At 60.2% G+C, this 13,015-nt stretch carries 10 protein-coding genes; all 10 read left to right on the top strand.

Annotated features, from left to right (window positions below; translation table 11 throughout):
- Positions 1-5 precede the first annotated feature (5 nt).
- The 10 genes from rfbA to MRS60_RS04070 all read left to right on the top strand — a co-directional run bounded on the left by rfbA (position 6) and on the right by MRS60_RS04070 (position 13,006).
- Complete coding sequence (gene rfbA, locus MRS60_RS04025) at positions 6-899, top strand: glucose-1-phosphate thymidylyltransferase RfbA (protein ID WP_152863460.1); 894 nt, start codon at positions 6-8, stop codon at positions 897-899.
- Positions 884-1,435, top strand: a complete 552-nt coding sequence (rfbC, locus tag MRS60_RS04030) for a dTDP-4-dehydrorhamnose 3,5-epimerase (protein WP_243565246.1) — start codon at positions 884-886, stop codon at positions 1,433-1,435. Before rfbA ends, rfbC begins: the two co-directional genes overlap by 16 nt.
- Entirely contained in the window at positions 1,428-2,327 is a 900-nt protein-coding gene (gene rfbD / locus MRS60_RS04035) for a dTDP-4-dehydrorhamnose reductase (protein WP_243565247.1), read from the top strand. Before rfbC ends, rfbD begins: the two co-directional genes overlap by 8 nt.
- A gap of 40 nt (positions 2,328-2,367) precedes the next feature.
- Positions 2,368-3,228: a glycosyltransferase family 2 protein gene (locus MRS60_RS04040; RefSeq protein WP_174420097.1), complete on the top strand. Its 861-nt coding sequence runs from the start codon at positions 2,368-2,370 to the stop codon at positions 3,226-3,228.
- Between the two features lie 50 nt (positions 3,229-3,278).
- Complete coding sequence (locus MRS60_RS04045) at positions 3,279-4,061, top strand: ABC transporter permease (RefSeq protein WP_152863468.1); 783 nt, start codon at positions 3,279-3,281, stop codon at positions 4,059-4,061.
- A gap of 10 nt (positions 4,062-4,071) precedes the next feature.
- Positions 4,072-4,821: an ABC transporter ATP-binding protein gene (locus MRS60_RS04050; RefSeq protein WP_175919003.1), complete on the top strand. Its 750-nt coding sequence runs from the start codon at positions 4,072-4,074 to the stop codon at positions 4,819-4,821.
- Between the two features lie 283 nt (positions 4,822-5,104).
- Entirely contained in the window at positions 5,105-6,868 is a 1,764-nt protein-coding gene (locus MRS60_RS04055) for a glycosyltransferase family 2 protein (protein WP_243565598.1), read from the top strand.
- Positions 6,869-6,931: 63 nt separating this feature from the next.
- Complete coding sequence (locus MRS60_RS04060; protein ID WP_279388942.1) at positions 6,932-8,365, top strand: mannose-1-phosphate guanylyltransferase/mannose-6-phosphate isomerase; 1,434 nt, start codon at positions 6,932-6,934, stop codon at positions 8,363-8,365.
- Between the two features lie 207 nt (positions 8,366-8,572).
- Positions 8,573-11,803, top strand: a complete 3,231-nt coding sequence (locus MRS60_RS04065) for a glycosyltransferase (RefSeq protein ID WP_243565249.1) — start codon at positions 8,573-8,575, stop codon at positions 11,801-11,803.
- 135 nt (positions 11,804-11,938) lie between these two features.
- Positions 11,939-13,006, top strand: coding sequence for a class I SAM-dependent methyltransferase (locus MRS60_RS04070; protein WP_243565250.1), 1,068 nt, complete (start codon positions 11,939-11,941; stop codon positions 13,004-13,006).
- Positions 13,007-13,015: the final 9 nt, after the last annotated feature.

Below are 13,015 nucleotides of genomic sequence, written 5' to 3' on the forward strand. Positions count from 1 at the left end.
ATGCGATGGCACGTAAAGGCATAATCCTCGCGGGCGGCTCCGGCACGCGGCTGTATCCGATCACGCATGTCGTGTCGAAGCAGCTGCTGCCGGTGTACGACAAGCCGATGATCTATTATCCGCTGTCGACGCTGATGATCTCGGGCATCCGAGATGTGCTGATCATCTCGACGCCGCAGGACACGCCGCGCTTCGAAGCGATGCTCGGCGACGGCAGCCAGTGGGGGATGAACATCCAGTACGCGGTGCAGCCGTCGCCTGACGGCCTCGCGCAGGCGTTCATCATCGGCAAGGAATTCGTCGGCAACGATCCGTCGGCGCTGATCCTCGGCGACAACATCTTCTACGGCCACGATCTCGCGAAGCAGCTCGAACGTGCGCACGCGCAGGAAACCGGCGCAACGGTGTTTGCGTACCACGTGCATGACCCGGAGCGTTATGGCGTCGTCGAGTTCGACAAGTCGTTCCGCGCGCTGTCGATCGAAGAGAAGCCCGCGAAGCCGCGTTCGAACTACGCGGTGACCGGCCTGTACTTCTACGACAATCGCGTGTGCGATATCGCGGCAGACATCAAGCCGTCGCCGCGCGGCGAACTGGAAATCACCGACGTCAACTCGCGGTATCTCAAGGATGGCGCGCTCAATGTCGAGATCATGGGGCGCGGTTACGCGTGGCTCGATACCGGCACGCACGATTCGCTGATCGAGGCGGCCAGCTTTATCGCGACACTGCAGAAGCGGCAAGGCCTCGTGGTCGCGTGCCCGGAGGAAATCGCCTACCGGCGCAGCTGGATCGACGCAGAACAGGTGCTGAAGCTTGCACAGCCGCTCGCGAAGAACGCGTACGGGCAGTACCTCAAGAACATTCTTACGGATCAAGTCGCATGGCCATCCAAGTAACGGCGACGGAGCTGCCCGAAGTCAAGATCATCGAGCCGAAGGTATTCGGCGATGCGCGCGGATTCTTCTACGAAAGCTTCAACGGGAAGGAATTCGCCGAGCAGGTCGAACCGGGCATCGAATTCGTGCAGGACAATCATTCGCGCTCGTCGAAGGGCGTGCTGCGCGGGTTGCACTATCAGGTGCAGCACTCGCAGGGCAAGCTCGTTCGTGTCGTCGAAGGCGAAGTGTTCGACGTTGCAGTCGATATTCGCAAGAGTTCGCCGAACTTCGGCAAGTGGGTGGGGGTCGTCCTGTCGAACGACAATCATCGCCAGCTGTGGGTGCCGCCCGGGTTCGCGCACGGTTTCGTCGTGCTGTCGGATGCCGCGCAGTTCCTGTACAAGACGACCGATTACTGGTTCCCCGAACACGAGCGCAGCATCGTGTGGAACGACCCGGCGATCGGGATCGAATGGCCGATCGATTTCGAGCCGCTGCTGGCGGCGAAGGATGCGGCCGGCAAGCGATTGAGCGAAGCCGAAGTCTATGCGTGAGGTGGGTGTGAAACCTGAACCGACGATCCTCGTGACGGGCGTGAACGGCCAGGTCGGATTCGAACTGCTGCGCTCGCTGCAAGGCCTGGGACGTGTGGTGGCGTGCGACCGCTCGATGCTCGATCTGTCCGATCTCGAGCGCGTGCGCGGTGTCGTGCGCGAGTTGAAGCCGTCGATCATCGTGAATCCGGCTGCCTATACGGCTGTCGACAAGGCGGAGACGGACGTCGACGCCGCGCGTCGCCTGAATGCCGAGGTGCCGCGTGTCTTCGCGGAGGAAGCGGCGCGCAGCGGCGCGGCGCTGGTTCATTACTCGACCGACTACGTGTTCGACGGCACCAAAGAGGGCGCCTATGTCGAAACGGATGCGACCAACCCGCAGAACGTCTATGGGCTGACCAAGCTCGAAGGCGAGCAGGCTATCGCGGCGACGGGATGTGCGCACCTGATCCTGCGCACGAGCTGGGTGTACGGGCGGCGCGGCAAGAACTTTCTGCTGACGATGCTGAAGCTCGGGAGCGAGCGTCCGGAGCTGCGTGTAGTCGCGGACCAGATCGGCGCGCCGACCTGGTCCAAGACCATCGCCACGGCTACGTCGCACATCGTCGCGCAAGCCCTGGCGGCCGACGGATCGGACTGGTGGGCGCGGCATTCCGGCGTCTACCACTTCACGTCGGCCGGCGCGACATCGTGGCACGGCTTTGCCGAAGCCATCTTTGCGAACGTGATGGGCGAGCGTGCGCCGAAGGTCGTGCCGATCCCGGCGAGCGACTATCCGGTGCCTACCAAGCGTCCTTCCAATTCGCGACTGTCGCACGACAAGCTGACCGAAGCATTCGGGCTGCGGTTGCCGGACTGGGCCGATGCGTTGAAGCTGTGCCTGAGTGAGTAACTTGGCCCCATCTCCCTCGCATCAGGAGCGAACCGGTGTCGTGATCGTGTTTTATCGACCGGATCACGGCTGCGTGGCGCGCGCGAACCGGCTCGCCACGGTGTGGCCGTGCGTGGTGATCGACAACACGGAGAGCGTGTCCACCCCGGAAGCGCTTGGGCTGGATTCGCGCATCGACTATGTCCCGAACGGCGCCAACTTCGGTATCGCAACGGCGCTCAACCAGGGTATCGAGCGGCTGATCGCGGCGGGCTGCACGTCGGTATTGCTGTTCGATCAGGACAGCGAGCCCTCGGACGAATTGCTGGTCGAACTGCCCCGGACACTGGCGGCCGAGCGCATGAGCAATCGTCGCGTGGCGCTCGTCGGGCCAGCGTACGAGGATGCGCGGCTGGGTGGAGTCGCACCGTTCGTCCGCTTCGGTTACCTGAAGTTGCGCCGTGTGCAGCCGGACGGCGTGAAGCCGGTCGACGTCGACTTTCTGATCACGTCGGGGTCGTGCGTGAATCTCGAGGTCTGGCGCGATATCGGCCCGATGGACGATGAGCTGTTCATCGATTTCGTCGATCTCGAATGGTGCGTCCGGGCTCGCTCGAAGGGTTATTCGGTGCTCGGCGCGCCGGCGTTGCGACTCACGCACGAACTGGGTGGCGAGCCGGTGAAGGTTTTCGGACGAAGCTACCCCGGGCACAGCCCAGTTCGGCATTATTATCTGTTCCGCAATGCGATCGCGCTGATCCGGCGCGCCTATGTGCCATGGAGCTGGAAGTCGACGGAGCTCGTCAAGATGCCGGTCCGGCTGGTGATCTATGCATTGTTCATGCGGCCTCGCGTCGCACACCTGCGGTTGTCGCTGCTGGGGATCTGGCACGGACTGACCGGTCGGACTGGCGCGCTCTGACGCTCGGGAACGGCCTGTTTTTTCAATTTTCACTCAATTAGAAAGCTTGCATGCTGACTCATTCACTTGCTGACCTCAAACAGAGCATTGCGTCATGGCGGTTGTGGACGCTGCTCGGCTGGCTCGAAATCCGGCAGCGCTATGCGCGCTCGCGGGTCGGGCCGTTCTGGCTCACGATCAGTATGGGCGTGATGATTTCATCGCTTGGCGTGGTCTACGGCACGTTGTTCGGGCAGAAGATGAATGAGTATCTGCCGTTCCTGGCGTGCAGTCTGGTGCTGTGGGGCATGTTTTCGGCAACCATCCAGGAAGGTAGCGTCGCATACATCAATAGCGCGTCCTACATCCGTCAGATGGCGACCCCGAAGCTGATCTATATCCTGCAAGTCGTCTGGCGGAACCTGATCGTCCTCGCGCATAACTTCGTGATCGTCATCATTTTGCTGGCGATCTTCGGCGTAAAGCGTTGGGAAACGTTGCCGATCTTCATTCCGGCGCTTTTCGTTTATGTCATCAACGCGATGTGGATCGCAATGACGATCAGCTTGCTGTCGGCACGGTTCCGCGACCTCCCGCAGATCGTCGGCGCATTGCTCCAGGTTGCGTTCTACGTGACGCCGATTATTTTCCGTCCCAACTCGCTGACCCGCTTTTCATTCATCGTCGAATGGAACCCGCTCGCTTACCTGATTGACGTGGTGCGCAGCCCGCTGATCGGGCAGATGCCGAGCACGACGACATGGGCGGTCACGATCGGCATGGCGCTGATTGGATGGCCTGTCGCGCTGTTCATGACCGGGCGCTATCTCAAGCGCATTCCGTACTGGGTTTGAGGTGCGTAACATGGCATACATTGAACTGAAGAACGTAACGCTCGATTTGCCGATCTTCGACGTGCAGGGGCGGTCGCTCAAGAAACAAGTGCTCCGCATGGGGCGGCGCAACCGGATCGCCGAGGATAACGACGGTGTGATCGTCGTGCGCGCGCTCGATAACGTGAACCTGCGTTTCGAGCGAGGCGACCGCGTCGGCCTGATCGGGCATAACGGTGCGGGGAAATCGACGTTGCTGCGAGCGATGGCGGGCATCTATCCGCCGACGGCCGGTACGGTCTCGCGCGACGGGAAAGTCGTGCCGCTGCTCGATATTGGCCTCGGCATGGACGAGAACTCGACCGGTATGCAGAATATCCGGCTCCGGGGGCTGCTGCTCGGCATGTCCGATTCGGAGGTTCGCTCGAAGCAACGCGAAATCGCCGAATTTTGCGAGCTCGGCGATTATCTCGACCTGCCCATTCGCACGTACTCCAGCGGGATGAAGGTGCGACTCGCGTTTGCGGTGTCGACCGCGGTCGACGCCGAAATCCTGTTGCTCGACGAAGTGATGGGCGTTGGCGACGCATCGTTCATGCACAAGGCCGAGGCACGACTGGCGGATCTGCACAGTCGTGCGGAAGTCGTCGTGCTCGCGATGCATTCGAACTCGGAAATTCGTAAGGTGTGCAACAAGGTGCTCTGGATGGAGCGCGGAAGCGTACGGGCGTTCGGGCCGACGGAAGAGGTCGTGTCGGCATACGAGGCCACAACGGCCTGAGCAAGATCCATATGCGCCGGACCGGTGCATGCCGCGTCGGCCGTTCGCGGGCTCGGTGTGAAGCATGCATGTGCGACGGCTGCGAGAAGGTCCAGCGCAACATAGAGAATCGTCGGGTCGAAGGCGCTGCAACGAGGACGCCGGAAAACACGGCAAGGTGTGGGGTAAATTGAAACTGCTGGAGATACATTCGCTGGCGAAGCGGGCAGCCGGAGGTGGTGGCCTCCGCGCCGTCCTGCGCAAGGCATATGGCGTATATCGCCGCGAGGGCATCGCCGGCGTGATGCACAAGCTCGTTTGGCTGCGGGCCGGCGCACCCGGAATCATTGGTCGCGACGACTACGTCGATTGGGTGTGTCGTTATGACCAAGTCGATGATGCGACGCGGGACGCCATTCGGCAGCACATTGCCGGTTTCAATCGTTTGCCGTTGATTTCCGTGGTCATGCCGGTCTATAACCCCAAGCCCGAATGGTTTGCCGCGGCGATCGATTCGGTACGCGGCCAGCTCTATCCGCATTGGGAATTATGTATCGCCGACGACGTATCGACCGATCCGGCCGTGCGTCAGTTGATCGAGCGCTACATGAGCGAGGACCGGCGTATCAAGGCCGTATTTCGCGAAGAGAACGGGCATATTTCTGCCGCCTCGAACAGCGCGCTGGCGTTGGCGACGGGCGAATGGGTCGCGCTTCTCGATCACGACGACTTGCTGCCGGAACATGCGCTTTACCATGTGGCGAACGTCATCGAGCAGAACCCTTCCGTGCGCATGATCTACTCCGACGAGGACAAGATCGACGAGTCGGGCGTGCGCCACGACCCTTATTTCAAGTGCGCATGGAACCCCGACTTGTTCTATTCGCACAACATGTTCAGTCATCTTGGCGTCTACGAAAGAGCGCTGATGAATGAAGTGGGAGGGTTCCGCGTCGGGTATGAAGGGTCGCAGGACTACGATCTGGCGCTGCGCTGCAGCGAACGCACGGATGTCGCGGCGATCCATCACATTCCACACGTGCTTTATCACTGGCGGGTTCATTCGCGGAGCACCGCCTTCAGCTCGGATGCGAAACCTTATGCCGCGGTCGCCGGAGAGCGGGCGCTCAACGAGCATTTCGAGCGGCGGGGCGTGGACTGCAAGGTCGAGTACATCGGCTACGGCTATCGTGCCCGGTATGCGTTGCCGGCGACGCAGCCGCTCGTCAGCCTGATCATTCCCACGCGCAATGCCGCCCAACTGGTGCGCCAGTGCATCAGCAGCATTTTCGAGAAGACCACGTACGCGAACTATGAAGTCATCCTGATCGACAACGGTTCCGACGATCCGGAGGCGTTGCGCTATTTCGAGTCGATAGCCGGGGATCCCCGTATTCGGGTCTTGCGCGACGACGGGCCGTTCAATTATTCCGCGTTGAACAATGCCGCCGTCGAACATGCGAACGGTGAGCTGATCGCGCTGCTGAACAACGATATCGAGGTCATATCGCCGGACTGGCTATCTGAAATGGTCGCGCTGGCGTTGCAACCGGACGTCGGGGCAGTGGGGGCGAAGCTTCTTTACCCGGACGATACAATTCAGCATGCCGGATTAGTGCTGGGCATTCTTGGCGTAGCCGGGAACGCCCACAAACATCTGCCACGCGCGGCGCGTGGATATTTCGGCAGAGCAGGCCTCATCAACGCCTTCTCGGCGGTAACTGCGGCTTGTCTTGTCGTGCGCACGTCGATCTATCGAGAGGTGGGCGGGTTGAACGAGAAGGATCTGGCGATCGCCTACAACGATGTCGACTTTTGCCTTCGCGTCGGTGAGGCCGGGTATCGAAACGTATGGACCCCATTTGCAGAGTTGTATCACCACGAGTCGGCCACGCGCGGACGTGACGACGATCCGGTCAGGAAAGCGCGCTTCGATCGCGAATTCGAGTACATGAAGCGACGTTGGGAGGACCGCTTGGAGCATGATCCTTTCTACAGCCCAAATCTGACTTTGGCGCGTGACGACTTTGGCTTGGCATGGCCGCCGCGGGTGGAAGTGCCAGCATAGCCGCTGGTGCCGAGCTTCTCGTGCATGCAGTTCTTAGAGATTCATCATTTTTGCGGAGTTGACGTGAACGTATATCCGGTTGTCTTGTGTGGTGGCAGCGGTACCCGGCTCTGGCCGATGTCACGTGGCGGGTACCCGAAGCAATATCTGAGGCTGACGGGCAGTCACACGCTCGTGCAGCAAACGGTACGGCGTTTGCACGGTATGGCGGATGTGAATCCTCCGATCGTGATCACCAATACGGAGCAGCGCTTCCTCGTTGCCGACCAGTTGCGCAGCATTGAAGTGGCGCCTTCGGCAGTCGTGCTCGAGCCGGTGGGAAGGAATACGGCACCGGCGGTGGCCGCCGCCGCGCTGCTCGCACTGGAGCAGACGCCGGATGCGTTGCTGCTCGTGCTGCCTTCGGACCATGTCATTCTCGACGACGCAGTGTTTGCACGAATCGCGTCGACCGCCCGCGACATCGCGAACGAAGGTCACCTGGTGACCTTCGGTATCGAACCGACAAAGCCGCATACCGGTTACGGCTATATTCGCAGCAGCGGCGCACTGGCATCGCATGAAGGTGCCTACGGCGTGGACGCGTTCATCGAGAAACCGGATGGCGCCACGGCGGAGCGGTTTCTCGCGGACGGAGGCTACTACTGGAACAGCGGCATGTTCATGCTCAAGGCGTCCGTGTACCTCGAGGAACTGGCGCGTTTCGAGCCCGCTGTTCTCAAGCAGGTCGAACTGGCGCTCGTGCAGGCGAAGCGCGACGACGATTTCGTGCGACTCGATCCCGCCGCGTTCCAGGAAAGCCCGAACATCTCGATCGACTATGCGGTGATGGAGAAGACCGATCGCGCAGTGATGGTCGCCACGACCGGCCTCAACTGGAGCGACATCGGTTCGTGGGCGGCGCTCGCGGAGATTTCCGCCGCGGACGAGGACGGCAACACCATGCTGGGCGACGTGATGACGGAAGAAGTGACCGACAGCTACATCCGCGCGGATCACCGGATGGTCGCGGCGATCGGCGTCAAGGATCTCGTCATCGTCGAAACAGCGGACGCGGTGCTCGTCACGCATCGCGACGAGTCGGAACGCGTGAAGAAGATCGTCGAACGGCTCAGCGCGATGGGCCGACATGAATCGGTCACGCACCGGAAAGTCGTTCGGCCCTGGGGCTCCTATGAAAGCATCGACCAGGGCGAGCGCTTCCAGGTCAAGCGCATCATCGTGAATCCGGGCTCGTCGCTGAGCCTGCAAATGCATCATCACCGCGCGGAACACTGGATCGTCGTGCGTGGTACGGCACGCGTTTTCAATGGCGATCAGGTGACGCTGCTGAGTGAAAACCAGTCGACCTACATTCCGCTCGGCGTGACGCATCGTCTGGAAAATCCCGGCAAGATTCCGCTCGAACTGATCGAGGTCCAATCCGGGTCCTATCTCGGCGAAGACGACATCGTCCGCTTCGAGGATCACTACGGGCGAGTTGCGGCGTCGTCGTAGACGCCACGTGAATCGCCGAGGCTTTCGATCACATCCGGCAGGCTCGTCATGGACGCGTGCCGGTAACCGAAAGCCCGGTGGCGAAGGTGGAAAGTGGTGTCCGGGCATGCATGCTGCACATGAACGGAGCCACTGTCCGCCGGTCTGGAAATGAACGTAGCCACGGTTGGGACGAGGGTCTTCCCCGGCTGCCAACGTAAAGCAAACATGACTATTGAAACTGCACTGAGAAAAACCCTGCTCGTCATCCCGTCGATCAACGGCGCCAAGCTTCTGGAGCGCATGCTGCCAACGCTTCGGATTCCTGGCGAACTGGTCGTGGTGCTGGATCAGGGGAGTGCGGACAATACTGAAGAAGTATGTCGCAGGGCAGGTGTCGGCCTGCGACAGCTTGGGCGAGCGCACACTTATACCGAGGCGTGCAACATCGGCGCGGAAATGGCCAGGGAGCGCGGGTGTGATTTTGTCTTTGTCGCCAACAACGACATCACGTTTACGACCGATGTAATGCGCGAGCTACTCGCGGAGCTTTTGGCGGATCCCGACCTCGGCATCGTGGCTCCGGCGCAGATCCTCATCGACAAGACCGCCACGCAGAGAAAGCTGGCTTACCGGGTCTACTGGGATCTCGAGACGCTGACTTTCACTCACGATTTCGTCCTGCCTCCAGGCAATACGAAACGTCTCGAAGCTGATTTTTGCGAGCTGACCCTCGCGGGCGTGCGCATGTCGGTCATCGACAAGATCGGTTTTCTCGACAACGAGTATGGGTTCTATCACGAGGATGCGGACTTTGGCTTTCGCGTGCGGGAAGCCGGATACACCTGCGCGTATCTGACCTACTCGCAGATCGAGCACTGGACGAGTTCGACCGTTGCGGAGAAGCCGAGCGAATTCAAGCTCAACTATATCGCGAAGAACAAGCAACTGTTCGCGCAGAAGTTTCTTGGACACTATGTTTCCCACCGGAATCATCACTCGAAAGAGACGAATTCCTGGAATATCGTCAACAAGAATCTTCATCCGTATTTGAGGCGCTATGGCCTCGTTCATCCGGCTGCGCCGGAGCTTGTCTTTTCACATCCGGGCGCAAAGCCTTTCGACTGTCTTTATACGGTTTGGGAAACCACGCGTTTACCCGAGCCGTGGCTGGCATTCAAAGAGGACTACAAAATGGTACTGACCTCTTCCCGTTGGGGAGTGGAGGTACTGAAGCGTGCCGGTTTCGATCGCGTTCATTACGCCCCTCTCGGCATCGAAAGCGATGTCTTTCAGCCGTGGGGGCCGTCGATGCGCTTTGCGGACGGGAAAACCTTCCTGTGGTTTGCCAGCAATCAGTATCGAAAGGGGCTCGACGTCATGGTCAAGGCATGGCGCTCCTTTCATCGAATGCGGCCTGACGCCAGGCTGATCCTGATGGGTACGGGCATATTGAAAGCCATGCCGAGCCCCGACAGCACGCGCATCTGGAGGAATTTTCGGATTGCCGAGTATCTTGCGGAAGGGATCGCCGTTTACGAAAGCGTCGCAGGCATGGATGAGGAGTTTTTGGCGAGCCTCTATCGCAGCGTGGATTTCACGGTTTGTTCGTCCCGCTCGGAAGGGTTCGGGTTCGGTGTTGCCGAATCCATGGCGTGCGGTACGCCAGCCATTTTCGGGAATTTCAGCGGAGTGGCCGACTTTGCGATTCCCGGTGCGTTGTTGCTGAATGGCACCGAGATCCCGGCCGACTACTCTGACAAGGGTTTCGGCACGATCGGGACCTGGTGGGAGCCTTCCGTCGAACATCTGGCGACGTTGCTGCTGGAAGCAAACGACATGGATGCGACGCGATACCGGCTTCTTTCGGAGGCGGGTGTTCGAGCCATTCGCGCGAAGTTTTCGTGGCGCGAATGCAGTCTGTCGATCCGTAGAGCGCTGATTGAGGAAAACGAAGGAAAATTCGCGGCGTCGACAGCGCGATCGAAGGCGTCGGCGAATGCGCGCGGCGAGGGCGGAATGCAACGGTCGCCGTCGCCTGGTGGGGCAGGCTGGTCCCCGGCCGGTCCGGGCGTGTCCATGAGATGGAAAGGCGTTGTCGTGCGAGGGTTCCGACGTGGCGGCTTTCTGGCGACCTTCTTTGCGGATCGTCTGGAGCAACAGGGCTGGAAGCAAGCGCTCGCCGCATCTTCGAAGCAACTGATCGCTCCGTTTTTCCGGACACGGGCGAAGTGGCTCAGGCAGCGCATCACGGGCGAAGGGCAGGTATCGGATCAGCAGGCGCCGGTTCTCCCCATCCGCTTCACGAGCGAACCGCTGGAGTTGCGGGATGGCGTCCTGTTTATCGGATATGCGGAAGGCGCATTGGGATTGGGGCAGGCATTCCGTGCAAACCTGACGGCGGCCGAAGCGGTTGATTTGCCGTTTGCCGTCTACCCGTTCCGAGTGGGGATCGAAAGCCGCTTGATCGGGGAATACATGCCCCATCGGTACGACAAGAAGCATCCGTATGACGTCAACGTGATCGAGGTCGCCTGCGACCAGGTCCCCGCCGTGTTTCGGGAGCTGGACCCACGACTGTTGGCGCAGTCCTACAACATCCTTTGCCCTTATTGGGAGCTTTCGAGGGCTCCGGAGGCCTGGCGCGGAAATCTTGCCCACATTCACGAAATATGGGCACCCAACACATTCATCGCCGACGCGTTCGCGCATATCTTCGACGGACCGATCACCGTCATGCCACCCGCGATGGACGACACCGGCGGAGACCATCCGGGGCGGGCGCACTTCGGCATGGACGAGAAGCGCTTCTACTTCATGTTCAGCTTCGATTACTATTCGTCGCCATTCCGGAAGAATCCGCTCGGTGTCCTGCATGCATTCCGGGAAGCCTTCCCGCTCGGCGATGAGAATGTCGGGCTGGTGATCAAGTCGACCGGGGCTCCCGATCACTTCCCTGATATCAAGGCTGTCGTTAGCGATGCAATGCGACAGGATCCCCGGATCCTTATGTTCGACTCAAACATGGAGCGCAACGAAATGCTTGGCCTGATCCGTTCGTCGGACGCTTACGTGTCGTTGCACCGTGCCGAGGGTTTCGGGCTCGGCATGGCGGAAGCGATGACGTTCGAGCGCATCGTCATTGGTACCGATTATTCCGGTTGTACCGATTTCCTGACTGCCGAGACAGGCTATCCGATTCCGTACCAGTTGCGGCCGTTGGCGCCAAACGAATATCCGTGGTCTGAAGGGCAGTACTGGGCCGAACCCGATCAGGATGCTGCAGTTGACGTGATGCGACAGGTCGCTGCAGATCCGTCGGAAGGGCGCAGGCGTGGCAGGATTGCACGCGACCGCATCTTGCGCAGCTACGGTTCCGTTCCTGTAGGCGATGCGATGCGTGACCGGCTTGAAGTGCTTTGGGCGAAACGTCGAGCCGAACGGTCGTCACGAGATTGAGAACCGGTCGGTTCAACATCTCGTCGCGTGAACGCATGACGTTCATTTAATTGATTTTGCGAAGTTCCTGGCGAGATCGCTTGAAGGGGTAAATTGATACCCTGCCAACATCTCAAACGCAATTCGGAGCACCTTATGACTGTGGACCAACTGAAGCAAACCGTGAAACGCTTTGCGCGACCTTTACTACGTCCGTTGCTGTTTCGCTTGAATCGGCCGTTGATCTTGATCGAGCCTCGGCTCCAACATCTCGAGAACGAACTGCGATCGTCGTTTGCAACCACGGATCGTCTGAAGCAGGAGTGCAGCCGAAGCCAGCGGACGATCGACGACCTGACCAAGGTCTGGTTGCGGGTGCGCAATGACATGAGCGGAATCGACAATCGGCTCACGCATCTGTCGGACATCGAAGCGCGGCTCGACCCGGTTATCGCGACGGCGGTCGAAAAGCGCTTTGAATCAGTGGCGAACAGCTCTGCGAAGTCGATCGACGGTCTTCGACAAGACATGGCGCAGCGCGGTGCCCAAGTCGACGAGACCTTGCGCTACTTGCTCGATCGCGTCGAATTCGTGCGTCGCGAAATGATGTACGAACTGAGTTATGGCGCCGGACGCAACGCCAGCCCGGGCGCCGTGTCGAGTGATGTCGTCGCGAAGGTGTTGGCGCCGGGCAAAGTGGAACAGGCCAGGGCCGCGGGTAGCTTCAAGGTCAATCTGGGGTGTGGTCACATCGCGATGCCGGAGTACATCAATGTCGACGCCCGTGAGGTTCCGGGCGTGGACGTGGTGGCCGATGTCGGCGGCCTGCCTTTCGACAAGGGGAGTGTCGACGAAGTGTTTTCGTCGCATCTCGTCGAGCATTTTCCGCAAGAGGAATTACGTCGGCGATTGTTGCCGCACTGGCGGTCCATGCTGAAACCCGGTGGACGCTTGCGCGCGATCGTGCCCGATGGCGACGCGATGCTCAAGGGGGTCGCGGCAGGAAGCTACTCTTTCGATGACTTCCGCGAAGTGTTGTTCGGAAGTCAGGACTACAACGGCGATTTCCATTTCAACCTGTTGACACCCGAAAGTCTCACGAAATTGCTCGAAGAATCCGGATTCGGGCAGGTCGAAGTGCCTGTTCGTGGTCGCCGCAACGGCCAGTGCTTCGAATTCGAGCTGTCCGCGATCCGCTTGGGATCGATGGACGAACATCAATGAGTGCCAACG

Origin of the sequence: Burkholderia pyrrocinia (assembly GCF_022809715.1) — a bacterium.
GTDB classification, from domain to species: Bacteria; Pseudomonadota; Gammaproteobacteria; order Burkholderiales; family Burkholderiaceae; genus Burkholderia; species Burkholderia pyrrocinia_C.